This window comes from Pelotomaculum propionicicum (assembly GCF_004369225.1).
GTDB classification, from domain to species: Bacteria; Bacillota; Desulfotomaculia; order Desulfotomaculales; family Pelotomaculaceae; genus Pelotomaculum_B; species Pelotomaculum_B propionicicum.
Genome location: NZ_QFFZ01000045.1, coordinates 1 through 25,784, shown reverse-complemented (window position 1 = coordinate 25,784; position 25,784 = coordinate 1). Strand labels below are relative to the sequence as shown.

Annotated in this window: 21 protein-coding genes; 14 read left to right on the top strand and 7 right to left on the bottom strand. The window is 42.7% G+C overall.

The features are described from left to right. Nucleotides 1-174: 174 nt before the first annotated feature. From Pmgp_RS15375 to Pmgp_RS15350, 6 genes are all read left to right on the top strand, one after another. Nucleotides 175-462 carry a glycosyltransferase gene (locus Pmgp_RS15375; RefSeq protein ID WP_134214923.1) on the top strand — a complete coding sequence of 96 codons (288 nt, stop codon included), beginning with the start codon at nucleotides 175-177 and terminating at the stop codon, nucleotides 460-462. A gap of 79 nt (nucleotides 463-541) precedes the next feature. Then, nucleotides 542-1,252 (top strand): sugar phosphate nucleotidyltransferase, encoded by a 711-nt coding sequence (locus Pmgp_RS15370; protein WP_192902958.1) that lies wholly within the window; start codon nucleotides 542-544, stop codon nucleotides 1,250-1,252. Continuing rightward, nucleotides 1,239-1,823 (top strand): D-sedoheptulose-7-phosphate isomerase, encoded by a 585-nt coding sequence (locus Pmgp_RS15365; RefSeq protein ID WP_243119893.1) that lies wholly within the window; start codon nucleotides 1,239-1,241, stop codon nucleotides 1,821-1,823. The genes Pmgp_RS15370 and Pmgp_RS15365 overlap by 14 nt, the downstream gene beginning before the upstream one ends. Next, on the top strand, nucleotides 1,811-2,383 hold the full coding sequence (locus Pmgp_RS15360) for a D-glycero-alpha-D-manno-heptose-1,7-bisphosphate 7-phosphatase (protein WP_134214919.1): 573 nt from the start codon (nucleotides 1,811-1,813) through the stop codon (nucleotides 2,381-2,383). Before Pmgp_RS15365 ends, Pmgp_RS15360 begins: the two co-directional genes overlap by 13 nt. 39 nt (nucleotides 2,384-2,422) lie before the next feature. Continuing rightward, on the top strand, nucleotides 2,423-3,448 hold the full coding sequence (locus Pmgp_RS15355; protein ID WP_134214917.1) for a GHMP family kinase ATP-binding protein: 1,026 nt from the start codon (nucleotides 2,423-2,425) through the stop codon (nucleotides 3,446-3,448). A gap of 68 nt (nucleotides 3,449-3,516) precedes the next feature. Next, nucleotides 3,517-5,013 (top strand): B12-binding domain-containing radical SAM protein, encoded by a 1,497-nt coding sequence (locus tag Pmgp_RS15350; protein WP_192902957.1) that lies wholly within the window; start codon nucleotides 3,517-3,519, stop codon nucleotides 5,011-5,013. 24 nt (nucleotides 5,014-5,037) lie between these two features. Here Pmgp_RS15350 and Pmgp_RS15345 read toward each other — a convergent pair whose 3' ends face one another. Both Pmgp_RS15345 and wecC read right to left on the bottom strand, forming a co-directional pair. After that, nucleotides 5,038-6,258: a glycosyltransferase family 4 protein gene (locus Pmgp_RS15345; protein ID WP_134214913.1), complete on the bottom strand. Its 1,221-nt coding sequence runs from the start codon at nucleotides 6,256-6,258 to the stop codon at nucleotides 5,038-5,040. Nucleotides 6,259-6,285: 27 nt separating this feature from the next. Further along, entirely contained in the window at nucleotides 6,286-7,557 is a 1,272-nt protein-coding gene (wecC, locus tag Pmgp_RS15340; protein ID WP_134214911.1) for a UDP-N-acetyl-D-mannosamine dehydrogenase, read from the bottom strand. Nucleotides 7,558-8,098: 541 nt separating this feature from the next. Here wecC and Pmgp_RS15335 point away from each other — a divergent pair. The 3 genes from Pmgp_RS15335 (at nucleotide 8,099) to Pmgp_RS15325 (ending at nucleotide 12,705) form a co-directional block, all read left to right on the top strand. Next, entirely contained in the window at nucleotides 8,099-8,863 is a 765-nt protein-coding gene (locus Pmgp_RS15335) for a class I SAM-dependent methyltransferase (RefSeq protein ID WP_134214909.1), read from the top strand. A 174-nt stretch (nucleotides 8,864-9,037) separates the two neighbouring features. Beyond that, nucleotides 9,038-10,189 carry a glycosyltransferase family 4 protein gene (locus Pmgp_RS15330; protein ID WP_134214907.1) on the top strand — a complete coding sequence of 384 codons (1,152 nt, stop codon included), beginning with the start codon at nucleotides 9,038-9,040 and terminating at the stop codon, nucleotides 10,187-10,189. Between the two features lie 182 nt (nucleotides 10,190-10,371). Further along, a complete protein-coding gene (locus Pmgp_RS15325) occupies nucleotides 10,372-12,705 on the top strand; it encodes an Ig-like domain-containing protein (RefSeq protein ID WP_134214905.1) in 2,334 nt (777 codons plus the stop codon). A gap of 17 nt (nucleotides 12,706-12,722) precedes the next feature. On the opposite strand, the gene Pmgp_RS15320 is transcribed toward Pmgp_RS15325, so the two are convergent. The 4 genes from Pmgp_RS15320 to Pmgp_RS15305 form a co-directional block, all read right to left on the bottom strand. After that, the gene (locus tag Pmgp_RS15320; protein ID WP_134214903.1) at nucleotides 12,723-13,334 is read right to left on the bottom strand and encodes a hypothetical protein; all 612 of its coding nucleotides are present in this window, start codon (nucleotides 13,332-13,334) and stop codon (nucleotides 12,723-12,725) included. A 229-nt stretch (nucleotides 13,335-13,563) separates the two neighbouring features. Continuing rightward, nucleotides 13,564-14,169, bottom strand: a complete 606-nt coding sequence (locus Pmgp_RS15315; RefSeq protein ID WP_153189227.1) for a RodZ family helix-turn-helix domain-containing protein — start codon at nucleotides 14,167-14,169, stop codon at nucleotides 13,564-13,566. A gap of 197 nt (nucleotides 14,170-14,366) precedes the next feature. Next, nucleotides 14,367-14,795: a DUF6385 domain-containing protein gene (locus tag Pmgp_RS15310; RefSeq protein WP_134214899.1), complete on the bottom strand. Its 429-nt coding sequence runs from the start codon at nucleotides 14,793-14,795 to the stop codon at nucleotides 14,367-14,369. A gap of 75 nt (nucleotides 14,796-14,870) precedes the next feature. After that, nucleotides 14,871-15,656: a DUF6385 domain-containing protein gene (locus Pmgp_RS15305; protein ID WP_243119892.1), complete on the bottom strand. Its 786-nt coding sequence runs from the start codon at nucleotides 15,654-15,656 to the stop codon at nucleotides 14,871-14,873. 181 nt (nucleotides 15,657-15,837) lie between these two features. On the opposite strand from Pmgp_RS15305, the gene Pmgp_RS15300 reads away from it, so the two are divergent. Genes Pmgp_RS15300 through Pmgp_RS15280 form a run of 5 tightly spaced genes read left to right on the top strand, consistent with a single transcriptional unit; the run spans nucleotide 15,838 to nucleotide 24,475 of the window. Then, nucleotides 15,838-17,814 (top strand): TPR domain-containing glycosyltransferase, encoded by a 1,977-nt coding sequence (locus Pmgp_RS15300; RefSeq protein ID WP_134214895.1) that lies wholly within the window; start codon nucleotides 15,838-15,840, stop codon nucleotides 17,812-17,814. Beyond that, nucleotides 17,811-19,574 carry a glycosyltransferase gene (locus tag Pmgp_RS15295; RefSeq protein WP_134214893.1) on the top strand — a complete coding sequence of 588 codons (1,764 nt, stop codon included), beginning with the start codon at nucleotides 17,811-17,813 and terminating at the stop codon, nucleotides 19,572-19,574. Before Pmgp_RS15300 ends, Pmgp_RS15295 begins: the two co-directional genes overlap by 4 nt. Beyond that, nucleotides 19,567-21,084, top strand: coding sequence for a glycosyltransferase (locus Pmgp_RS15290; protein ID WP_134214891.1), 1,518 nt, complete (start codon nucleotides 19,567-19,569; stop codon nucleotides 21,082-21,084). Before Pmgp_RS15295 ends, Pmgp_RS15290 begins: the two co-directional genes overlap by 8 nt. 34 nt (nucleotides 21,085-21,118) lie before the next feature. Next, nucleotides 21,119-23,362 (top strand): glycosyltransferase, encoded by a 2,244-nt coding sequence (locus tag Pmgp_RS15285; protein ID WP_134214889.1) that lies wholly within the window; start codon nucleotides 21,119-21,121, stop codon nucleotides 23,360-23,362. Nucleotides 23,363-23,410: 48 nt separating this feature from the next. After that, nucleotides 23,411-24,475, top strand: coding sequence for a YncE family protein (locus Pmgp_RS15280; RefSeq protein WP_134214887.1), 1,065 nt, complete (start codon nucleotides 23,411-23,413; stop codon nucleotides 24,473-24,475). 98 nt (nucleotides 24,476-24,573) lie between these two features. Here the strand turns inward: Pmgp_RS15280 and Pmgp_RS15275 are convergent, their stop codons facing one another. Then, nucleotides 24,574-25,632, bottom strand: coding sequence for a S8 family peptidase (locus tag Pmgp_RS15275; RefSeq protein ID WP_134214885.1), 1,059 nt, complete (start codon nucleotides 25,630-25,632; stop codon nucleotides 24,574-24,576). Nucleotides 25,633-25,784: the final 152 nt, after the last annotated feature.

Here is a 25,784-nt window from a genome sequence, read left to right as displayed (position 1 = left end):
CTTGAATAACGCTCTGCGTTATTCACATACCCACAACCCCTGCGACGGTAGAGACAAAAATAATATTGCTAAAAGACCGCCAGTAATAATATTCCATAATTACCATTCCAAATGAGCTGATCCCCTTTTTATGGGTGGTAAACTTTTACGTGATCACAGTGGTAAACTTTTTGATTGACAAACACAGGGGTGCCAGTTGCATGTTTTAGTGCAGGGGATTTACCACTTATTATTGATAACCAAAAGAATGGTTTTTGTACCGAGAAAAAGGATGTAGATGGTTTGATTCAAGTTATTTTAAAGACCTTGAGCCTGCAAGAAAACAAAGATTGTAAAGCGAATTGCATTGCTTCAGTTAACCAGTATAGTTCAAGTAGAATTATTCCTATAATTTTAGATTCATATGAAATTATATATAGAAAATTTATTGAATCTCAAAATAATAAAATGGATCTTAAATAAATAATGAAACAGTTTATTTGATCTTTAAAAATCATTTCATAGATGTATAAGTTATGGAGTGGTAGGGGAGAGAATTAAATTGCAAGCAGTTATTCTAGCTGGTGGCATGGGGACACGTTTACGCGGCATAGTAAATGATATACCAAAAACTATGGCTATAATAAAAGGAAAACCTTTTTTAGAATATATTATATGTCAGTTAGTTCGTTTCCAAGTTAAAGATATTATTATTTGTGTCGGCTATCTAGGTAATGTGATCGAAGAATACTTTGGAAACGGTTTTAAATGGGGTGTGTCAATTCGTTATGCCAGGGAAAAGAAATTATTGGGAACGGCTGGATCTCTCGCAAATACACTTGGTATGTTAAATAAAGAATTTTTAGTTATAAATGGGGACACCTATGTTCCTATCAACTTTAGAGATTTAATAGAAAGTTGGGGAAATGACTCAGCTGATGCAATGATAGTTTTGTGTTATGTTAGGGATTGTGAGGATTATGGTCAGGTTAAAATTAACGAACAAAAAAGGGTGACTAATTTTATAGGTAGAGTGAGTTGTCAAGAGGGTTATGTCAATGCCGGTGTTTATATATTCAAAAAAGAGATTATTAAAATGATACCTCAGGGGAATGTAGTTTCATTAGAAAAAGAAATTTTGCCATTAATGGTAGATAAGTTTTTTGTAAGGGCTTTTGTTATAGCTAAAATGTTTGTTGATATAGGAAACCCTGAAAGATATATTTTTTTTAAAAAAAATTTTTGTGAGTGTAAATTATATGGTAAAAAATGAAATGTTGAGTAAAATTAGGCGTGAAATAGAGGATTCATTATCTACTAAAAAGATGTCATTAGAATCAATGCCAATTAAGATATATCAAGCAGTGTCCTTAATATGTTCTGTAATATCTGCGGGAAATAAAGTTATGTTTTGTGGTAATGGTGGAAGTGCTGCAGAAGCTCAACACCTTGCTACTGAGTTAGTTAGTAAATTTAGACTAGACCGGCGTGGATTGGCGGCTGTTGCTTTAACTGACAACAATTCTCTGTTAACAGCTATCGCCAATGATTATAATTCTCAATATATCTTTGCCCGGCAGATCGAAGCTATCGGTAAAACTGGAGATGTGTTAGTTGCTATAAGCACAAGCGGTAATTCGAAAAATGTCCTTGAAGCGATTAATACATCTAAACATATGGGAATCCATACTATCGGATTAACAGGAAAAGGTGGTGGCCTTATGGCCGGTATTGTTGATTGTTTATTAGACGTGCCTTCTGATGATACTCCGAGAATACAAGAGACTCATATTATGATTGGCCACATCATTTGTGGTCTAGTGGAAGAATTATGCGCTGCCTAAACCCGAATGCGGTTTTCTTTGACCGGGATGGCACAATAAATGCTGAAGTTAATTATCTTGGCAACCCCGAGCAGTTGTCTTTATTGTATGGAACTGCCTCTGTTTTAAGGCACTTAAAAAAAAGGGGTATAAAGTCTATTATTGTAACTAATCAAGCAGGTATTGCAAAGGGGCTTTTTACTGAAGAAGATTTAATGAGAGTTAATAACAGATTAATAAAGTTACTTTCAGAAGAAGGTGTTGCAATAGATGCTTTATATTATTGTCCCCATCATCCTGAAGGCAATGTATCCAGATATAGAATTAATTGCAACTGTCGAAAACCAAGCCCTGGTATGATTTATAAAGCATGTAAGGATTTTAAAATTGATCCTAAGAAATGCTGGCTAGTTGGGGATAAGCTTTCCGATATTGGAGCCGGTTCAAGAGCAGGGTGCATAACATTTTTAGTATTAACCGGTTATGGAATACAAGAAATAAAAAAAATAATAAGTAAAAGGAATATTTTTAAACCTGATTTCGTAATCCCAAAGTTAACAGACTTACTAAATTATTTATGATAATATTTAACATAAACGAAAAGGAAGATATGATTAATAATGTTGATTAGGGCTAAAGCTCCTTTAAGAATTAGTTTTGGTGGCGGAGGAACTGATGTTTCTCCTTATGCTGATGAACGGGGAGGTATTGTTTTAAATAGTACAATTAACAGGTTTGCATATGCTACTTTATTTCCAAATGAGAATAATGATATAAAAGTTCTCAGTTTAGATTATGACTTAAGCGTTAATTATTCAATTGAAGAAGAATTTGCTTTTAACGGACAATTAGATTTAGTCAAGGGAGTACTAAAAAAGGTAAGAAAGAGATTTGATTTTCCTTCGGGTTTTCAACTATATCTACAAAATGATGCGCCTCCCGGTTCTGGCCTTGGCAGTTCTTCCACAATGGTTGTTGCCATCCTAAGAGTACTACAGGAATGGTTGAAAATTTCTTGGACTCAATATGAACTAGCTGAGTTAGCTTATGAAATTGAGAGAATTGACTTGTGTATGACCGGTGGAAGACAGGACCATTACGCAACAGTTTTTGGGGGGTTTAATTTAATGGAATTTAACGGTTCGAGAGTTATAGTTAACCCCCTTATAATTAAAGCTGAAATAATATATGAACTTGAATATTCCATTCTTCTTGTCTATCTGAAAGGTTTACGTGATAGTTCAAATATTATAAACGAACAAGTTGAAAATTATAAAAATAAAGATCAGGTAGCGTTGTCAGCAATGGATAGATTAAAAGAGATTGCTGTACAAATGAAACATAACTTATTAAAAGGTGAAATTAAGGATTTGGGATATCTTCTTCATGAAGAATGGGAACATAAAAAGAAGATAGCCAAAGGAATTACCAACCAGTACATTGATGCTGTCTATGAAGAAGCACGTAGAGCGGGTGCGATAGGCGGTAAAATTTTAGGTGCCGGTGGAGGGGGTTATATGTTGTTACTATGTGATCCAATAAGACGTCATTTGGTTATGGAACGAGTACAACAAGTTGGAGGTCAAATAGCGCATTTTCAATTTGTTAACAATGGAATTCAAGCATGGTCTTTACTGAACAGGTAGCTTTGTTGCCAAAATCGGAAACCATGGTTAATATTAATTAAATTTAAATCATGGAGAAATTATTTATTATGGAGCGAAACAATAAAATTTTACTCATTGAGCCTCCCTTTTACAGGTTATATAAAGACACACATTCTCTTAACAGATATCCTCTATCTTTAGGTTATCTGGCCGGGATGATAAGGAAAGAAACGAATTGGAGTGTAATGGCTTACAACGCCGACTTTAGTTCCCATAGTGAGCCGGTCAAAGTCAGTTATTTGGCAAGTACCGGCTTTTATAATTATCTAAATAACTTAAAAGACTTATCAGGACGTGTGTGGGGGGAGATTAGATCAGCTATATCAGAGTATAAACCTGCTATTGTTGGAATTTCTGCCAAATCTCAAAATTTTGCATCAGCATGCATAGTGGCTAAGCTTGCCAAAGAAATAAACAGGCAAATTATCGTGATAGTAGGTGGTCCTCATCCTTCCATGGTGGGATCAGATGTATTGAATTGTTCAGATATTGATGTGGGTGTCAGAGGTGAGGGTGAAAATACTATTATCGAATTACTTAATGCAATAGATGCCCAAAAGGATTTCAATGACATTAAAGGTATTGTTTACAGAAAAGATGGCCATATTAATGAAAATGCTCCGAGAGAATTTATAAAAAATTTAGATTCCCTTTGTTTTCCTCATGAAAACGTTTCAGAAGTACTAAAAGACTATGAGAAATATCCGGTAACGGCATTCAGAAATATTTTTGCGACTAGAGGATGTCCTAATAGTTGTTTCTTCTGCGGGTCCCATAAAATATGGAGTCGAAAGGTAAGATTTCGCTCTCCGGAGAATGTTGTGAAAGAAATAAAGAGTCTTCAAAAGATGGGATTAAGAGCTATACATTTTGACGATGATACTTTCGGTATAAATAAGCAATACATAAATAATCTATGTAATGCCATTATTACACATTGCCCGGGACTGAAATGGAGCTGTGAACTACACGTTAATCTGGTAGATGAACAAACTATATCCCTTATGAAAACTGCAGGATGTTATTCAATCCTAATTGGTATTGAATCCGGTAATAATGAAATATTAAGAGAAATGAGAAAAAATATCACTATAGAAAAAGCCCTTTCAGCATGTGAAATCATCAAAAAATATGGTATTGAGTTACAGGCGTTTTTTATTATTGGCTTCCCTCAGGAGACCGAAGATAGCTTAAATGATACTATTGCAGCTATGGAAAAAAGCAAGTGTGATGTTATAGTCTATAGTATATTTACTCCTTATCCGTGTACTGAAGCATTCGAATTTTGTAAAGACAATGGGTTGATTACTGATGACTTTGATGTCTCTCTGTACAATCATCAGAGTCCCGCTAACTGTTTTTGTATTAAAATAAATCCAGAGAGATTCAGGCTTTTGGCCTCTAAAATAGAGAAAATAGTAGATAAAAAAAACTCGATACATAGAAAAAAACGGGTCTTTTCATTAAACACCATTAGAAAAATACAAAACCTGGGAGTAGGTAAATCTTTTCAAAAAGGTATAAGACTATTTACTGGCAATTGATAATAAACAATGAATAATTGTGATTTATTCTATCAGTTCAATTAATTTTTCAATAAGTTTAGGTCTGAAAAACTGGCTGTAAACCAGCCATTGACCACGTACCCCCATCTGGCAGCGTTTCTCTTCCGAAAGCGCTGCCAGAATGCGTACCCTGCTTGCCAACGCTTTGCCGTCTTCGGCAGGTGAGGTTAATCCGCACTTGTGCAACTCCACCATTGTTGCCACATAACCTGGCGCGGCACATAAAACCGGTTTACCGGCCGCCAGGTAGTCGAAAAATTTGTTGGGGCTGACAGCATAATAAAAGGCTTGCGCATCTTTTAGAGTGATGATTGCGGCGTCGGCCGCCAAGAGCAGGTCCGGAATATCTCTTCTGGGCACCGGTTCCTTAAAAAGCAGGTTATTAAGCCCCATTTTACGCGCCCGGGCCTGCAGCTCGGGTTTTGTTGGCCCATCCCCAACCAATACAAACTCAATCTCGGGCTCATTACTAACCTCAAAGGCAGCCTCCAAAATTGTATGCAGGGCGTTAGCCGGCCCATGCGCTCCAGTGTAGATTACTGTAAACCTGTGAAATCCGTACAACAGCCGAGCTTCTTCCCGGGTGCGGCGCGTTGCGTAATGCATGGGATGTACACCGTTGGGAATGCAGGAAATGCGCTCAGCGGGTACCCCTTTATTTCTCAGGTAAGCAACGGAACCCGGAGCCGGGACGATGACATTGTCGGCCTGACGGTACAGAAACCGCTCTATCCATCGCAACACCCAGACAGCCGGATGTGCTGCGGAAACTGCATTCATGTCGATTAGCGCCTGTGGCCATAAATCGCGTACTTCCAGGATAAAGCGGCAGCCCAACCGACGGGCCAGGAAGCATCCCGCCAGTGCTGCAAGAGGCTGGGGTGAAGATCCCACAATCAAGTATGGGCGGACACCCTGGTGTAGGCCGGCATTATAAACGTTACGGCTGAATTTTAACATACCGAGTGCCCGCCGCCAGTCATTATGCCGGTGAATGCCGGTCCGAACCCATTCGAACAGTATTCCGTCCACTGGTTCCTCCAGCCATAGTTTTTTTTCCGTATTGCGTATTTGCCTGCGCAAAGCCAAATTTACATTGGCGGCGAAAATGCGCACGGAATATCCGGCCTTGGCCAATTCCACACCAAAGTCGTAATGACGTGTGCCACCGGGGAGATCCGGGGTAACGGCATATTGATTAATTAACCAGATTTCCTTGGTCAAGGTTACCTCACCGTATTCATTCCCTGTTTAAATTTTTGTTGTTTTTCTCCACATTCCCCGTGTATCCAACACTGCTTTCCCCCCGTACATTTCTAGGTCTACATTTATAAAGTCATGATGGTTGACGAGCAGCACCACCAGGTCCGCCTGTTCCAGACCGGCTGCCAGGTCAACCAGTTTAATATTACCGCATTTAATAAGTTCATCAGGCAGTGTCTTAATATGTGGTTCCACAGCCAAAATTTGATACGTGGTATCCTTGCCCAACTGTTGAACAACCTTTATTGCCGGGCTTTCGCGCAATTCCCCGCTGTCCGCTTTATAGCTGAGCCCCAGGCAGGTGATAACGGGATGTTTGAACCTCGCTGCCATTTCCATAATCCGATTCACAGTATAGCCGGGCATGTTGTCATTGATCATGCGGGCGGTATAAATCAGCCTGGCCTTGTCCGGGGCAGAATTGACCAGAAACCAGGGGTCTCTGGTAATACAATGCCCACCTACGCCGGGACCGGGTTGAAGAATATTCACCCGCGGGTGACGGTTGGCCAGTTCCACAACCTCCCAAACATTGATGCCCAGTTTTTTGCAAATTAAAGAAAGTTCATTGGCAAAGGCGATGTTTACGTCCCGAAACGAGTTTTCCACCAGTTTTGTCAGCTCGGCCGTACGGACATCGGTAAGGGATATGCCGCCCCGGACAAATTTTTTATAGAACATTTGCGCCTTTAGGGCGGAAGGTTTATCCATGCTGCCTATAATACGGTCACTATTTACTAATTCTTTTAGAATCTGGCCTGGCAAAACTCGCTCAGGACAATACGCCAGAAAAATTTGTGCTTTGTTAGAAACTGGTTGAACGTGCATTTTCAACGAAGGAATAACGAGATCAGGGCGCAATTTATTTATCCAGCGAGCGACTTTTTCCGTTGTACCTACCGGACTCGTTGATTCAATAATGACGAGGTTTCCCGGAGTTAGATGGGGTGCTATGGCGTGGGTGACCGCCTTAATACTATTAATATCGGGATTATGGCCTTTTGTGATTAAGCTGGGCACAGCGATAATAAAAATATCAGCAGGCACAGGGCTAAAAGAAGCAACAAGGTTACCGCTTTGAACCGCGAATCTCACAAGATCATTCAGCCCGGGCTCATTAATATGGGAATAACCCTGATTAATGGTTTCCACTGCTTTTACATTGATGTCTATTCCATGGACTTGAAACCCTTTTGTAGCCAAAAGACTGGCCATAGACAAACCGATGTAACCTAATCCCAGAGTACAAATCTTTTCCATGAAAGCTCCTACAATAAATTTTAGGGCCTATATTTATAGGGCGTTAAAAGTATATAAAAGTGTTTCCATCTCGATTAGGCATTTTTTGACTAATATAGATAAATTGATGGAAACGTATAGATTCCTATCCCACGGGAAAGCGCTTTTTAGGCCCTTGCAATGAATTGGGTCTCTGTTTAAATTATGCTGAAATTCATTAACTGTTACCCTGTGCTTGACTTTGCCGTTGGCGCCATTTCATTTGCAAACGCATATTATTATATTGAATAGTATCCCCTTCAAGCCATGTGTGCGGCAACCTATTAAAAACTGGGAATGCCTTTTTGTTCAATTTCAGGGGATTCAGACAGGCCTGTAAGTGCTTTTTGCCAAGTCGTAGAATGTGCCGGTAAAAGCCTTTGGATTAGATATGAGAGTATGTTTCAGACGAAATTTTTCTTAAGCCTCTTGCCAGGAGGCTAAAACTCTCAAGTATATAAAGCCGGAGGCTTTAAGCGCGGAAACACAGTCTGTTGTTATCGTAATCTTTGGGAGTGTAATTATGGTTAAGATAGGTGAACTAACTGATTCTGAGTATTGGAATGAGAAATGGAAGGCTTTCAAAGTTAAGAAGATATCAGAACGCCATTTTTTTTACGGAAAAAACGGTATTTTTTTACGTTCAATAAGAAGACATAACATAAAATTGAATAGCAAAAGCATCTTGGAGGTTGGGGGCGCAGGGTCTTATTTCTTATTAGCTTTGTCTAAATGGGGTAATTCCGATGTTACGGCCATTGATTATTCTCCTGTTGGCCTAGAAAAAACAAGGGAAGTGTTTACTTTGAACGATTGCCTCGTTAAAACAATCCAAAGTGATTTTCTGAGTTGGGATAATGAAGGCAAACAATACGATATTCTAGTTCACTGGGGAGTTCTTGAGCACTTTGAAAATACTGTGCCGATATTTACAAAATGCCAGCAATTACTTAAACCGAATGGGATATTAGTATTTGCTATGCCTAATATGATGGCTTATGGGGCTTATTTCTGGGCAAAATGGGCGCCGGATAATTGGGGAAAACATATTTTCCATTCTGACGATACGATAAAATCTGCCTGTAGTTTAGCAGGTCTAAAGTTAGATAAAGTGTTTTATTGGGGGTATCCTCTGCTTCAGATAAGCCTATGGGAGAAAAAAGGGTTGTTGCAAACCGCTGTTTCTCTATTGAATCTCAGTTTAATTGTTTTGGGAGCCATTTTGCCGATATATCACTTTGGACACCGAAAAATATCTGTATATCGTGGTTTTATTGCATCATCGTAATATAATTGTTATGTTCTTTAAGTTTATGGTGCTTTTATATCCTTATTTCACAATTAATATCATAAATATTACTTTATTGTATTTATAAAGTCCAAATTTCACTTATTAAGCTGTTTGACTATGTGCGGGGAGGGGAAGTGATTAATAATAGAAAACGGCATACAGGTATGGATTATGGATTGTTTGCAAATGGGCCCCTTTTATAACGCTTACCTGTTGGATGCGATAAAAAAATATAATCACAATACCAACTTGGGAGCCGTATCGTTTCATCTCGATGAAAAATATATCAAGGCCAGGGGCATAGAAAATGATCCGGGGTTAATTGACCTTGTGGGTAGGCTAAAGATTAAGAACAAATTCTGGAGACAGAGTTTGAAAGCTATTGAATACTGTGTCAACTTGCTGGCCTTTCGGTTGCGTTTCGCACTACGAAAACCTGATATCGTTCATATACAGTGGCTGCCTCTGATTACGCATTTGCCCTTTGAATATTGGTTTTTGCAAAGTCTAAAGAGGCAGAAGATAAAACTTGTTTATACCGTTCATAACGTGTTGCCCCACGATACCGGAAGAAGGTATTTTGACACCTTTTATAAAGTATACAGGCTGGTAGATGCACTGATATGTCATACCAGGGTGACAAAAGCCAGGTTGGTGTCCGAGTTTTCGGTTTCACCTTCTAAGATCCATATTGTTCCGCACGGGCCGGTCTTTCATGACGTGCAAAGAATTACAGTCAACGCTGCAAAGGATTATTTAAACATTCCCAGGGACCTGCCGTTAATACTATTCCTTGGTACCCTGCGTCCGTATAAGGGGTTGGAGTTCTTATTGGCAGCCTGGAGGCTGGTAGTTGCTCAAAGACCGGAAACACTGTTGATAATTGCCGGCGAAGGGGAGGCTAAATATAAACGAATAATAAGCAGCCATATTGTTCAAACGGGATTGAAGAACCGGGTAAAAACAGATTTTAGATTCATCCCCGTCAGAGAACTGCCCTTGTATTACCAAGCGGCCGATATTCTGGTTTATCCTTATAAAGAAATCGAACAAAGCGGGGCGCTGTTTACGGGAATGGCGTTTGCCAAACCGATTGTGGCTACAACTGTGGGCGGGATTCCGGAAGTATTAATTGATCAACATAATGGTCTGCTGGTTGATTACGGAAATAAGGAAGCCTTTAGCAAAGCTGTTGTTACATTAATAGATCAACTGGATTTAAGAATGCTTTTGGGCCGAAACGCATTGCAAGAACTGCAAGAAAAATATTCCTGGGATGTAATTGCCAAGGAGACACTGGACTGTTACCGTGAAATAATGTAATGGTATATGTTTTATATCCATAATTTACATAATATTATGGAACCCTGTTAATACCCGCGAAAAGCGGGTTTTTTATTTTTGTCATTCTATAGGGATAAATTGGTATAGCAGTACGGCAGGTTAGTAAAGCAGTAAGTCGAATTTTATCACAATATGTAGAAACAAGGAGGCAGCACAGTAAAATGAAAAAAAATAAATTAGTTTATGTTTTCCTTGCTGTAGTTTTTTTACTTGCGTTTTTTATTATTCCAAATGCACAGGCTGCTACCGTTGATGCAACAAGTTTAAAGCAAATGTTTGACCGGTTAGATAATCAACAAAGATGGGACTGGTATAAAAGTCAAAAAGACAATGCCCTTATTGCCTGGGGTGAAAGCTTTGTAATGAAATCTTACTTGATTATGTACGAAGCTACACAGGACAAGCAGTACCTGGAAGAGTTTATCGGGCATGCCGACAGCGTGCTGGCCCGCCGGGATAATATAAGGGGAGTAACAGATTACCGCGGCCTAAGACTACCGGCCTGGCGGTGCGGTGCGTACACTAACTATAAAAAGTATTATATCTACGCTGTGCAAACGGGGTTGACGGCCGAGCCACTGGCTAAATTTGCTGCCATTGTTAGTAAAGAACCAGGTTTATCGGCATATCAGGCCAAGGCGAATGAATACCTGCAGGCTGCCAAGGATGCCGTTGCTGTCCATGACATGAGAAATCAGCCTCAATATCTGGATGTTCAGTGCAATTGGTCTGAGGACTACGATTCAATGCATTTGAGTTTGCCCTTGAACATGAACCTGGCCCAGGCCAGTGCTATCCTGGCTATTTATGAGGCCACAGGGGACAAGTCTTACCTTGATAAAGCAACAAAAATTACCAATTACTTTAAAAAATACTTGACTGTAATTCCATCTTCCAACAGTTATACCTGGAAATACTTCCCTGGCGATGCTACTTACGGCAGTGCTATTGAGGATTTGAACCATACCACTTTTTATCTGGATTTTATCTATTCCGCTTATAAATATGGTCTTTTTAACGAAAACGATATCCAGAGGTTTGCCAATACAGCAGAAAAGGTACTGATCAAGAATGACGGGACGATTGCCAACCGAGTTGACGGCAGCGGCTCAGCGAACATTCCGGGGGAGATCGCGTTCTGGCTCTGGTTTGAGCAACCATCGTCACACCTGTTTGATGTTTCTTATAAAATCTTGTCCGGGCTGACATCGGCAAATGAATGGGAACTGGTGGGGGTTGCCATGTTGAACTACACTTTTGCCCGCGGCAACGGCCAACCCGTAAGCGACCCCGGGCAATCGCCGGAACCGGCAGGCAACCTCATAGTCAACGGTGACTTCAGCGCGGGCGGGACAGGTTGGGTAAGTTTGAACAACTCAGCAAAAATAAACACTGAAACTAATGGAAATAAATATCTGACTAACGGTTACAACTGGGATTTTTATCAGGAACTGTCTCTCAAGCCGGGCACCTACAAACTAAACATGAGAACCAAAAAAGGAACGGCAAATCTGGGCGTGCGGATTCCAGTACAGTTCTTCCAGCAGGACGGCAAATATACCGTGCCTTATGCCTTTAAATACAGCAACAAGGGCGGCGATTGGGAATCCATGCCCGAGATGACCATAGAAGTGCCGTCCACAGCGGTAAAAACCAGGATTTATCTCTCTGTTGACGCCGGCGGCAGCGGTACTTATAATTTTGACGATGTAAGCCTGGTACCGGCAGGCTCTACTCCCGCACCGGAGCCGGACACTATAGCTCCGCAGGCTGCAATAACCGCTCCGGCGGGCGGCAGTACCTTAAAAAGCGCGGCGAACCTGGAAGCCACCGCCAGCGATAATGTTGGTGTCACTCAATTAGCCCTGGCTTACGCTTCCAACGCGCAGGGCAGCTGGACAAGCATTGGAGATTCTACCCTGGTTATCGGGACGGCAATGGATGGTACCTGGCGGCTAGCATGGGATATTTCCAATCTTGCAAACGGCACATATTACGTGCGGGCCACGGCCAGGGACGCCGCAGGCAACACTTCGACCTCGGATCCCGTTGCCTTTGTAATAAGCAACGACCAGACTAACCTCATAGTCAACGGTGACTTCAGCGCGGGCGGGACAGGTTGGGTAAGTTTAAACAACTCAGCAAAAATAAACACTGAAACTAATGGAAATAAATATCTAACTAACGGTTATAACTGGGATTTCTATCAGGAACTGTCTCTCAAGCCGGGAACCTACAAACTAAACATGAGAACCAAAAAAGGAACGGCAAATCTGGGCGTGCGGATTCCAGTACAGTTCTTCCGCCAGGACGGCAAATATACCGTGCCTTATGCCTTTAAATACAGCAACAAGGGCGGCGATTGGGAATCCATGCCCGAGATGACCATAGAAGTGCCGTCCACAGCGGTAAAAACCAGGATTTATCTCTCCGTTGACGCCGGCGGCAGTGGTACTTATAATTTTGACGATATAGCCTTAACACCGGTGAATTAACTTTTTATTGACCCGAACTATCTCATTCTGGTTAGTCGAATATTGTCAAAACAGTGGAAGCCTTTTTTCCCGTCCTCTGTTAGTAGATAAATCCTTGACAGTGTCGTATTTTTAGGGATTTGTATTATTTGTGGAGGGATTTCTTCCCAGCCATTGCCTTTAGGAACATATTCTATATTATAATAAGTATTTAATCTTATGCCGTTCACGTCGTGAAATGTAAATGCGATCCTGGCTGGTCCCGTTGCGGTTCCCTTCTTTATATATGCGAATAATTTATAGTTCACATTAGGGATAAGTTGTATATCTTGAGTGATATCCCAATTATAGCCATTGGCAATGTAATGATTTCCGTTATTTTCACATTGTATCGCATTCTGGTTGTTCCAACCAAGTCCACCTTGCTCGAAGTCTCCATTTATAACAACTGGTTTTTCCAGGTTATTCTGGCTGGTATCGGTTGGATCACTGGATATGCCGTCTTTAGCTACTGTTTGGGTTTGGAAATTGGTTCGTACGTAACGTTCTTTAAGTGTAGTGTTGGTATAAAGCAAAAAAAGAATTACCAATCCAAATACAATGTTGAGAATTATTAAAATTTCATAACGTCTGTCTCTAATCTTTTTCACCTTCTTAAAATAGATAAATTTTAAATGTAAACCGGATAATATATCATATGCATGCTTTCCTTATCGTGACATTATTTTGATCCCGGACCTTTTTTCCACCCACGTTATTTTTCATGGGCTGTAAGAATTTGAATACGTCTTGCAGGGTTTAATACCCATAACCTACAATTATTAAAAGGAATTTGTACTTCATTAGCATGAAAAAAGCCGGTTATTTACCGGCATTTATTCACTGTCCGGAAAAGACCGGTGATTTATCGACTACGGTTTTTTCCGTCACATCCATATTAACATCTACATCTGCTGGGATCTCATATACAATTCGGTTGTTCTCAGTGAGAACAAGCCTTGGTGGTTGATCTGAAGTATTTCCTTTTAGGGTTATGTCAATTACCTTATGCCTGGCTGTTGATTTTGTTACAATCATTTCAACGTCACCGATTTTTACTATTTCCCCCACTTTAGTACCCGTAGCAACAAAATAGTTGTTTTTAGCTGTCACCGTAGGCGCCGGGTTGGCTGACGAGGCCTGAGCGTTACCCGGATTTTCTGTGGTTAGCGGGGTCGCTACAACTGCCGGTGTTAATGTCGTCGCCGGAATTGACGCTGGTGTTGAACTTGCGGCTACTGTTGGGTTTGTCGCAGCACTAACACTGTTTGCCGGCTGGCTTTTTACCGGATTGGCCGTTTCCTCCGCTTGCCGGCTATAGGAATCTTTATTAAATATTATTTCTTTGCTTTGTGCCCTGCTCTCGCCCCACATATAAGCCGCAACTAAAATAAAGATTCCCAAACAAGCCAGTGAAACACAATAAAATATTTCCCGCCTAGTCACTTTGTATTCTTTCGCCTCCTTTGTCCCTGTTCTAGCGGGACATAATTGTTGATCACATTTTATTCAGAGGGGGGGAAAGTGTGAATGAAATGATCATAATGTTAATGCCTTCTGTTAAAAATATTCTTTAATTAAATAAAAACTTCAGGAATTTGCCATTGCACAAAAAGTCCTTGTTTAACAAAGAAGCAATCGGTTTACCTTTGGCCCTGGAACCAGATGGCGATAACCGAGCTAAAGCCTGGTATTTTATTCTTGAATTTTACTCTGGCATAGTGCAGAAAATACTGAGGAACAATTGGCTGCATCTGGCCCGGGGACAGGGTGTATTCCAATTCCCCGAAAGCCCCCCAGTTTACTCCTTCCGGACTAATTTCCACCTGGCATAATATTGAGTTTAATCCTTCGTTCTTAATTAAAAACGTGAATGTCCTGAATTTGGACACGTCTCTAGTTTTACTATATCGTTCCTGATCGGAAGTCCCGAGGTTTTCTTCGGAATCACTGCAAAAGCACTGAAAGGATTGTCTTTTATATCTTATTTTCTTTGGATTGCACACGTAAAAAAGGTTGCCGCCATCCTCAATAATTAAACCACTGCTGTTATCATCAGCAATACCTGACAATCTTTAAAACCTCCCTTTTTATGAATATCAACAAATATGTATAGTTGGGAAGACTTATCGTCTTCCCAATTTTTGTTAGAGCTGACCCTGGAAAAAGATGTTCAGGGTTACCGCGCTGCTTGCATTGACAGCGCTGTAGTAGATCCTGGCATACTTCAATTGCGCTGTTGAAAAGAAAGCCTTAACAGTGTTCTGATCAATAGTAGTTGAGGTTGACGAATCATCAAGCCAGTTAGTTCCGTCCGGGCTGAGCTGGAGTTTGGCAAGTGCCTGGGCATTAGCGACTAATGCTTTGTTAACTACAGAGAAGGTCCAGGTTCTAACACCAAGTACTTCGTATGTCGTGTCGGGGGTACCCGCGGTATTGGTAATATTTGCTCTGGTTGCTGACACATCAGTTGTTCCTGAAACAACAGCCAGACCGGTCGAGGTGATGGCCAGGCCGCCCGGCGCGGTGATCGCCAAACCGGTGCTGGTGATGGCGAGACCTGTACTGGTGATAGCGAGGCCACCGGGTGCGGTAATAGCCAACCCAGTGCTGGTAATAGCGAGGCCTGTGCTGGTGATGGTAAGGCCACCGCTGGGCGGCTCGATGGCCAGACCGGTTGAGGTGATGGCCAGGCCGCCCGGCGCGGTGATCGCCAAACCGGTGCTGGTGATAGCGAGACCTGTACTGGTGATAGCGAGGCCACCGGGAGCGGTAATAGCCAACCCAGTGCTGGTAATAGCGAGGCCTGTGCTGGTGATGGTAAGGCCACCGCTGGGCGGCTCGATGGCCAGACCGGTTGAGGTGATTGTCAAGTTGCCAGAACTGTCGGTGTTGAATCCAGCATTGTTATTGCCAAAAATTCTTACTTTCACTTGGTCCGGATTGTCTTGAAAGATTTTAAAGTTAGGCGTAAAAATTCCCCCTTTGCAAAATCAAAATTTATTACTGCCTTAAATTAGAATATTTTGCATAAAGTAGTAAGGTTCCACTTTTTGTTACACGAAAATAAAATAATAAATATAATTCAATCCTAAAAGGTTTAAGGGAAGGATTATGGAGAGCAAAATCAGTTTATGCATGATTGTAAAGGACGAGGCGCAAAACCTTAAAAGGTGTCTTAACAGTGTCGCCGGCTGTGTGGATGAAATAATTATTGTGGACACGGGTTCTACTGACGGCACCCGTGAAGTGGCACGTGAATTTGGAGCCTTGGTCCGCGCATTTCCCTGGAATGAAAATTTCAGTGAAGCCCGCAATGCTTCATTGGAACTGGCTACGGGAGAATGGATCTTGTATCTGGATGCAGACGAGGTGTTGGCCGAGGAAAGTAGGGAAGAATTGCGGAGGCTGGCAAAAGATGATAATGTGGAGGGCTACTTTATAAAGATAGTTAATTATCTGGGAAGCGAGGGTTGGGTTGAAACATGTCCGGACCTGGTTTTCCGCTTCTTTAGGAACCGGCGGGAGTACAGGTTTCATGGGGCGATTCATGAACAAATTGCCGATGTTATCTTGGAAAATAGTAAAAAAGCTAACTACAAGGTAGCGGAAGAAATAGTAATAATCCATTACGGTTATTTAGACAGGCAGATAGAAGAAAAGAATAAGAAAAGCAGAAATTTAAAAATTATTCAAAAAGAACTGGAGCAAGAATCCGATAACAGGCTGTTAAGGTATCACTATGGAGTGGAACTTTTCCGCGCCAAGAGATACGCGGAAGCCGCTGAAGAATTCATCAAAGCAGCCAACGGCATTGACCCCAAAACTATTTATCTGCCAAAACTGCTGCGCTATGTTGTAATCTCCTACCAATCCGCCGGGTTGCCGGAGAAGGCTCTTGATGTCGCCCGGCTTGGCCTGCAGTTTTTCGCTGATTATGCTGACCTGTACTATTACTCAGGGGTTCTTTGCCTGGAGTTAAAGCAATATGTTTTAGCCGGTGAGTATTTCCAGAAAGCAGTGTCAATGCCTGAACAGCCTGCCCAGTACGCTTCTTTCAGCGGTGTAAGAGGATTCAGGGCTTTCTACAACCTGGGACAAATATCGGAAATATTTTTAAATTATGAGGAAGCGCTACGACACTATATATTATGTTTACGAGATAATCCGGATTTTACACCCGCCCTGGAAAATATCATACGCATCCTTGAACCCCGCAAAAACCCGGAATATACCAAAGAATGCCTCGAAAAGATCTTTGAATTCTGCACTCCCCGCTCCAGATTAATTCTGGGGGAGATATATTTCCGGCAGGGTGCCTACGCTCTGGCACTTGAATGTCTGGAGGGAGCAGCGGAAAATATGCTTCTTTCTCCTGAGGCAAGGCTCTGGAAAGCGATCTGCTTGATTCAGGAACGGCGATATCTGGAGGCTCTAAGAATAATTGACACATATACCCGTGAAAGTAGCTTTTACCCCCTGGCAAAACTGAACGAGTTACTTTGTTTTTGGGTTCAGGGGAAAAAACGTAAAGTGCGTTCAATTTCCCTGGAACTTTACGCTCTTGGACTGGCTTCGGACACAGAAAATGTCATTGCTCTATTTTTAGATACCCCAGATAAACACAAAAAATCTTACAAGGTTACCCTGGGAACTGACGGAGTGTCTCTCTTGCTGGAGATAATTGCCAGGCTGTTATATTTAACTGAAATAGAAAGAGCAATGAAACTTCTTAATAAGATTGAGCCGGACAGTTTTTCCGGTTGCAGACTAAAAATATCCCGGTTGTTTTATGACTATGGTTATATGGAAAAAGCTGAGGCGCTGTTACGGGAACACTTAACCTCAAACCAGGAGGCTGAGGCGCATTTCCTGCTGGGGGAGATTTACCAAAAGAACGGTAATTATGTAGAAGCTGAGCAGCACTACAGATACGCCCTGGAGAAAGAGCCTGACCATCCGCGATATTACATTTGTCTCATACATTTATACGAAAATTTAAGAAAGGAAATCTTACTGGAAGCAGTAGAAAAGTACCCTGACAGCGAGGTGTTTAAACAGCTGTTGGAGGAGGCCCGGAATAACCTATGAGAGGCGCTATCAGCCTGGCAATGATCGTAAGAAATGAAGCCGAAAACTTAAAAAGCTGCCTCGACAGTGTCAGCGGTCAGGTGGATGAGATTATTATAGTAGACACGGGTTCCACAGACGGAACAGTGGAAATAGCCCGGCTATACACGGATAAGGTTTACAGTTATCACTGGGCCGATGACTTCAGCGCCGCCCGGAACTATGCCATTGAAAAGGCTAAGGGTGAGTGGATATTATGTCTTGACGCTGATGAGACACTGGATTTGGCAACAGGCGACTTAAAGAGTCTTTTAGCCGGTGAAAATCAACTGGAAGCCTACCTTTTACCACTTAATAATCCTACAACCGAATCCACTGGTGAATATAACCGGTTTCTCGTGCTGCGTCTTTTTAAAAATAACGGGCGGTACCGTTTTCAAGGTAAAATCCATGAACAGATTTGCATTTCTGAAAACGGTGTTGTTGGTATAGCAGATAAGCCTGTCATCAGGCACAAACTAATTACAGCCCGCGAACGCAACCGAAAAAGAGGCCGCAACCTCGCTTTACTAAAAAATGTTTTTTCTGAAGACCCACAAAACTATTTTATACAGTACTACATTGGGGTCGAATGGCTGATGCTTGGCAAGCCGGGCAAGGCGCTGCCCTATTTTCAACAGGCTTACGAAAACCTTACAGACGAGCACCTTCTTTTTCGCAGCCCCGCTTTGCGGTATTTGATTATTTGTCTGAAAGATCTGGGCAGAACAAATGAGGCTATTGATCTCTGCCGGGAAGCGGTACTCAGGTATCCTGCTTTTACCGATGTTTATTATTTATGCGGAGTGTTACACGAGGAAAAGAAGGATTACCGGACAGCTATAGAGTGGCTCAACCAGGCAGTCGGGCGCGGGACACCGCCGGCACTATACAGTCATATGAACGGGGCGGGGGGGTTTCTGGCCTATTCCCACCTTGGCTTTTGTCACGGGATGCTCGGCCAGTCGGAGGAGGCGCGGAAAAGTTACGAACGGGCTCTGGAAGCCAACCCCAGCTATATTTTTCCTGTTTATAATTATTTTTTAATCGTTATGGCAAAACATGGCCCATACTCGGCCTGGGAGCGTTTTAAGGCAAAGGGGTATTTGAACAGGATCGACCTGGCTTTGGCCGCCGCTAATTTATTTTTCGTTTCCGGCTATCCGGAACTGGCTTGCCGGTGCCTGGGAAACTGCGCAATAAGCCGTGCAAGAGATGAGGAATACCGGTATTATTGGGGTAAATACAATATTTATGCGGGAAGGCTGCGGCAAGGCCTGAAGTGTTTAAGAACAATTTCAGGAGAAAGTGGTTTTTACATTCCGGCACAAATCCATCAGGCCATTGCCCTTTTGTTGCTGGGTAGTTGCCAGGAGGTGAAAGCCCTGGCGCTTATGTTATGGAAAAATCATGCGGCCAGGTGCCACGCCTTTGTGTTGTTAGTCTTGACAGGTTTAATGGAAAGGAGAGGGGATGTAAAATATCCGCAAAAGGTACATGGAATTGAGCTGCCGAAGATCGCCGCCGAGATCCTTGAGGAATGCGGCCATTATCACCCCGTCAATAAACGAATAAAAGATAATACCCGTTTCCACCGGCTGATTGGCAGCCTGGAGTCAATAATAAAAAATACCTCACCAGGCGGCTGTCTTATTTTAATGGATTACTACCGTGGCAAAGCACTTGGCACAAAGCGATTTTACGAATATAAATTCGAGCCTGCTGGTGTGAGTTATGAATAGAAAAGAAACATTAAGCCTCTGTATGATTGTCAAGGACGAAGAGGAGCATATTCTATCCTGTATAAATAGCGTAAAACATCTTGTAGACAACATAATAGTGGTAGATACGGGTTCCCTGGATGCCACGGTCAAGCTGGCTATGGCCGCCGGCGCTAAGATATTTAACTGTAAATGGACGGGAGACTTCGCCGAGGCCAGAAATTTTGCCCTGGAGCAGGCCGTTTCTGATTGGATAATGGTGCTTGACGCTGATGAGATCCTGGACTCTGTTGATTTGGCGGAGTTTAATAAACTACTTTGCGCTCCTCAAGTGGAAGGTTACTTCCTCAACATCAGGAGTTATCTGGGGACAGGAGCGGATATGACAGAGGACCAGGTTGTTAGGTTGTTCAGAAACAACCCTGCCTACAGGTTTTCCGGAGCCATTCACGAACAGATCGCGCCGTCCATTTTAGACGCCAACGGCGGGAAAGGCCTGACAGTGGCGCCCCTGACCATCATTCATTATGGTTATCTGGACGCGCAGGTCTCAAAAAGGGATAAGGCAAACAGGAACTCACAAATAATCAGCAGGGAACTGAAAAATAGCCCTGACAATCCGTTTCTTTTATACTGCCTGGCTGTGGAACACTACCAAAAGGGTGAGATTTCTGAGGGGCTGGCATGCCTGGAAAAAGCGCTTGTTCGCATGCGGGGAACCGAAGGCTATTTTGAAGATGTGGTGCTCAATGTCGCACTTGGCTTATTGAATCTTGGCGAGATTGAGAAAATGGTTGATTTCGTCAGCATATCGTTGAAAATGCTGCCCCGGCATCCAGATCTGTTTTTGCTGAAGGGAGTAGGACTCTTTAGCCTGGGAAAATACCTTGAGGCAATTGAAGATCTTGAAAGAACGCTGGAAACCGGGAACGGCGTATTTTTCCCTGAATTTATGGTTCACTGTTTCTTAGGAGAAGCATATAACTTAACCGGAAATTATACCCGGGCGATAAAAGCATATCTAACTTCACTCAGGCAGAATAGCATGTTTTTTTACCCGCTTACCCAAATTCTCGACCTTATGCGAAGAGAAAGAGGTATCTTCAGGTTTGAAGAGATTTGCTGTTTCGCTCCTGATCATGAGAAACGAATTCTTATTAAGGAGTTGCTTGACAAAGAAGAGGTAAATTTGGCGGCGACAGTCCTGCTGCTGTTGCTGTATGACTTAAACTCCGGAGTATCGCGGTTCGCATATGTGGATGAGATAAGCGAAAACTTTGCGCGCATCTTATCACAGATAAAAAGTCTACCGGATAGAAACGTTTCTTACAACTATTTAGCAGTAGCCGCACGTGAAATCAGTTTATACGCCAAAATTATCTCGAAAAATTATAATTGTGGTAATTTTCCCGCGAGAAGCAGGCTTAAGTATCTTTTAGACAAATTATTACTGCTGCTTATTAGCGAATTTTGTCCGCTGCGTTTTCCCCCTTATGTCACCTTACAAAGCATTGTAGCTTATAAGACATAATTGAAGGATTTCCGGGCTGCCAGGAGGATAGTTGATGGGTAAATTTAACATTTTGTGTGTTATGCGGATAAAGAATGAGGAGCGCTGGATTGATTCATGTTTAAAAGAGGCTTCTAAAGTTTGCGACCGTATTCTTATCATAGATGATGGTTCCACTGACCGTACCCCTGAGATCTGCCGCTCATTTCCCAAAGTAAAGTATCGCTATTATCAAAGAAAGGTTGACGAATTAAGGGATCGCCGCGAACTGCTGCAATGGGCTCTGGAGAATAAAGCCGACTGGATTTTGAATCTGGACGGAGATGAAGTGCTTGAGGAAGGCGCCGCTGACAGAATCCGGGGTGAGATATCCCGCCTTGACCCGCGCGACCCTGTGTATACCTATTTTCAGCTGCATATTTTATATATGTGGAATAACCCTGAACTTTACCGTTGTGAAAACAGTATTTACGGTAATTTTTGGATTAGTAGATTGTTTACCACCTGGGGCCAGGATAAGGGCAGGTTAATAATCGGCGCCACAGGCCACGGACACAATTTGCATGCCAATGGCGTTCCGGTAAACCTGCGGGGTAAAGGACGCAAAATAGATGTCCGTATCAAGCATTACGGTTATATGGACTTCGAGCTCAGGCAAAAAAAATATGATTTTTACCAGAAACACGATCCCCAGGCAGCGGCGGCAGGTTATTACGACCATCTGACCAGTGAGGAAGGAATGTTATTGGCGAGATGGACTGCCAGAACCAAGGGGCGTTTTTGTCCGGGGCTTTTTATTAAGCCCGTAGGGTATTACCAGTTTGCACGGCCCGAAGTAGCTGAACTGGTGCCTGCGCAGGCTATAAAAATATTGGATGTTGGCTGCGGACATGGCAATTTGGGGGCGTTTTTAAAATCACAGAATCAGCGGCGCGAAGTTTTTGGTATTGAGCTGGACCAGATGGCTGCGGCGGCAGCTAATAACAGGCTGGATAAAGTGCTGGTGGGCAATATTGAAAAAATGCGACTTGATTTCCCCGTAGGTTATTTTGATTGTATTATTTTGTCCGATGTGCTGCAACATCTTTTAAGCCCATGGGATAGCCTGTTGTATATAAAAAAATTTCTTAGCCCAAAGGGTTGTTTAATCCTTAGTGTGCCAAACGTCAAGAATTTTAAGGTTATCAATCATCTAATCAACAACGGCAACTGGTCCTATCAGGATTCAGGCATTCTGGAGCGGGGGCACCTGAGGTTTTTTACTGTCCGTAACCTGCAAGAAATGCTTGTCTCAGTTAATATGACACCAGACTTGATCACCGGCGTCCCTGACCCGGAAGTGCCTGATTTGCCTTCGCATGTGGAGACAAACAAGATGGTTTTGAAAGATCTTTCTTTAGTAGAAATAAATGAGCTGCGTACAATTAGAATTCTAGCGAGAGCAAAACCATGCATACCTCTCGCAAAATCCAGGGGTTTGGTTTCGATAGTTATCCCGGTCTGCAACCAATTGGAGCTGACCAAACTTTGTCTCGAAAGCATTGAGTATTACACTTCGGAAGACTATGAAATAATTTTAGTCGATAACGGTTCAGGTGAGGAAACTGCCGGATATTTAAAAAACTTGGAGAACAAAAGATTGATTAGGAACGACAGCAACCTGGGTTTTGCCATGGCCTGCAACCAGGGTATGGCCGCGGCAAGGGGCAAATATATTTGCCTTCTGAACAACGACACCATTGTTAGCAGAGGCTGGCTCAGCCATCTGGCGCGCCACCTGGAGGAAAATCCCGCCGCGCTTGCGGTCGGACCGGTCTCCAACCACGCTCCGGACCATCAACTGGCTCCAGTTGAACTGCAAAATATCCACGATATTGAAACTATTGCGCATCATATCCGGATCAATAACTGGCTAAAATCGACCCAAGTCGGTTTTCTAAGCGGTTTTTGCCTGTTATTAAAGGCGAAAGCAAAAAAAATAATCGGCGGCTTCGATACCAGGTTCTGGCCCGGCAATTTTGAAGACGACGATTACTGTCTGCGAATCAAATTAGCCGGTTTTGAATTGCTGATTGCCAGGGATGTTTTTGTTGCTCATTTTGGACGCCAGACATTTGACGGTGAAAAGGTTGATTACAACGAAGCTATGTCAAGCAATTGGAGACGTTTCCGGGAGAAATGGGGTCTGCCGGAGAACTTTAATCCCGTTCAGAGGAGAACTCTGGCTGACCAATTGAAGGGGCGCTACAAGAAAAAACAGTTGTTTTTTCCTCTGTGTCAGGAAGATGACAAGAAATGACATATGCTTTACCAGTCATAGATTGTTTTTACAAAGGAGTGCAGAGAAGTGAAATATAACCTTGGCAAGGTTGACGATATATTGTCGGCTTTCAATTTAATTCAGGAAAAACAGGAAAAAACTAATTGCAAGCTATCCAGGCTTTCCTCAGATGTTTCATCTATTAACACGAGAATCAACAACCAGGTTGAAGTGTTAAGGAGTCAGGTTTACGTCTTTAGCGGTAATATGGGCTGGCTTGGTATATGGGATACTACCACCGGCAGTTATAAAGGTTTTATTAATACGGGCGCTTCCAGCAGCGGGGAAATAACAATTGCCAGAGAAACAGGAAACGTCTATCTTTATAATCAGGATGAAAACAAAATATTTATTATAGATCCCTATCTCCCCGGCATAACAGGTTCACTGCCTTTTGCGTCGGTAGCCTCATTTGCGGTTACTCCTGACGGCAAAAGATTATTTATATCTCAGGCCAACAGCTCTATATTAGTTGAGGTAGACGGAGATACGGGGAAAACCAAACGCAGCTTCACCCTGCCCGGTACGGCGCTGCATTTGGTAGAATATCCTGAAGCCTTTTTACTTTATTTTTCAGTCGCGGGCACCAAGGCGATTTACAGTGTGCAGCGCCTGTCCGGTGAAGTAATAAAGGTGTTTGACCTGCCGGATGACGCGGTAAAAATAACTCCTTTTAAATTCGGCAACGAATTCGGGCTGCTGGTATTAACCGGCAGCGGAAATTCTGCTTCCATTACAAAATGGGACATTATTACAAGCACGACCAGCACAGTTCAGGTTCCCGACGCCAGCGAAATTGTAGCATGTCCTTTCAGCGGCAAAAATTACGTGGTGAGCACGCAAAATATACTGATAAGGACCCTGGATGGAACAGTTATTAAAACAGTTGTTCTTGAAGATACGGCAACACAGTTAACTCTAACCGCTGATGGCACACATCTTGTGGCTGTGGTCGGTCCCGGACAGGACGCAAAAATTATAGACACTTTAACAGGAGTAGTCTCCGCCGGCCCTTCAGCAATATATCCGCCAACACAGCAAACGGCACAACTGCTCCTAACCCAGGCCCAGTTTGGCTTTGTCAGTAAATAACAGTTACATGAGCGTCACTTCCCGGGGAGAATAATAATGACCGTAAAGCCGGCCTAAAATTATCGGGGCAGATAGACCGCCCCTTTTTTTATTCATGTTCAACTGGTAACTGATATATAAGCGTCCACCAGGCCGGCGCCCTGTTTATCAGGCGAGAAATGCATATCCTGTGATGTTTCTTTCAGGTGGTTAAGAAGTTTGTCAGGACTCATCACACCCTTTTTGGCCAGTACCAGAGCGGCTGCGCCAGCTACGTGGGGAGCGGCCATGGAAGTGCCGCTGAGCTTGCGATATGACCGGCCGCGGTATGTTGAATAGATATTCACACCGGGGGCGACAAGGTCTACCTCCGCCCCACGGCTGCTGAAGAAGGCTATTTGATCGAACTGGCTTGAGGCGGCTACCGCGGCAACCTCGGGGTATTTCGCGGGGTAAGATATGGTATTGTCACGCGGCCCGCTGTTGCCGGCTGCGGCGACAATAAAAATACCGGCGTTATACACATGCTTTATTGCTTCATGAAACAGATCTTCCGCTTCATCTGTTCCCAAACTCATATTAACGACCTGGATATTATTATTGATGCACCATTCCAGCCCTTCAATTATATCGGACAGATTGCCGGAACCATCTGCTCCCAGAACTTTTACAGCGTAAAGCATGGCGTCGTGTGCGACTCCTATAACACCAACACGGTTGTTCAGAGCAGCTATGATGCCGGCTACATGGGTTCCGTGCCCATTATCGTCTTTATAACTTTTTTCTTTATTAATGGTGTTAATCCCGCCATATATTTTTAAGTCCGGGTGACCGGTGTCTATACCTGTGTCAATGACCGCAACCTTTACCCGGCTGCCGGTGCTTTCAGCCCATGCTTTTTCGGCGTCAATCCGGTCGACCCCCCATGGCAGCACCTGGAGCGGTTTTTGTATCGCGGGAGATGTTTCCAAAGCATACACTTTAACATCATTTATTACCCTTTTTACCCCGGCTTGTCTGGTAAACTCCTCATTTGTTGTTGAAGGGTCTATAAAGACAGCAGCAGCCTTGACGAGCGGCAGATATTTAATAACTTTACCGCTAAAGGCCGGCAGGACATTTTGCTCGATTGCCGACCGTTCCATTTCATCATCAAAAACTATAATTTTTCTGTTCATTTTTTAAAACTCCTCTTTTCTTATTACCCAAGTTTGGCGACATAAATTTCCAAACCCAGTAATGTCAAGGCTTACAAGGTCTCAAGTTTAAAAATGTAGTCCCGAATATTTCACTTAAAATGTTTAAATTTGCTTGATATTATCTGGGTTTA

What these genes read in the sequence shown, in the direction of transcription:
- Pmgp_RS15365 (WP_243119893.1), top strand. Translation starts at nt 1,239, where the DNA reads ATGGTAAAAAATGAAATGTTGAGTAAAATTAGGCGTGAAATAGAGGAT.
- Pmgp_RS15360 (WP_134214919.1), top strand. Translation starts at nt 1,811, where the DNA reads ATGCGCTGCCTAAACCCGAATGCGGTTTTCTTTGACCGGGATGGCACA.
- Pmgp_RS15355 (WP_134214917.1), top strand. Translation starts at nt 2,423, where the DNA reads ATGTTGATTAGGGCTAAAGCTCCTTTAAGAATTAGTTTTGGTGGCGGA.
- Pmgp_RS15350 (WP_192902957.1), top strand. Translation starts at nt 3,517, where the DNA reads ATGGAGCGAAACAATAAAATTTTACTCATTGAGCCTCCCTTTTACAGG.
- wecC (WP_134214911.1), bottom strand. Translation starts at nt 7,557, where the DNA reads ATGGAAAAGATTTGTACTCTGGGATTAGGTTACATCGGTTTGTCTATG.
- Pmgp_RS15335 (WP_134214909.1), top strand. Translation starts at nt 8,099, where the DNA reads ATGGTTAAGATAGGTGAACTAACTGATTCTGAGTATTGGAATGAGAAA.
- Pmgp_RS15330 (WP_134214907.1), top strand. Translation starts at nt 9,038, where the DNA reads ATGGATTGTTTGCAAATGGGCCCCTTTTATAACGCTTACCTGTTGGAT.
- Pmgp_RS15325 (WP_134214905.1), top strand. Translation starts at nt 10,372, where the DNA reads ATGAAAAAAAATAAATTAGTTTATGTTTTCCTTGCTGTAGTTTTTTTA.
- Pmgp_RS15300 (WP_134214895.1), top strand. Translation starts at nt 15,838, where the DNA reads ATGGAGAGCAAAATCAGTTTATGCATGATTGTAAAGGACGAGGCGCAA.
- Pmgp_RS15295 (WP_134214893.1), top strand. Translation starts at nt 17,811, where the DNA reads ATGAGAGGCGCTATCAGCCTGGCAATGATCGTAAGAAATGAAGCCGAA.
- Pmgp_RS15290 (WP_134214891.1), top strand. Translation starts at nt 19,567, where the DNA reads ATGAATAGAAAAGAAACATTAAGCCTCTGTATGATTGTCAAGGACGAA.
- Pmgp_RS15285 (WP_134214889.1), top strand. Translation starts at nt 21,119, where the DNA reads ATGGGTAAATTTAACATTTTGTGTGTTATGCGGATAAAGAATGAGGAG.
- Pmgp_RS15275 (WP_134214885.1), bottom strand. Translation starts at nt 25,632, where the DNA reads ATGAACAGAAAAATTATAGTTTTTGATGATGAAATGGAACGGTCGGCA.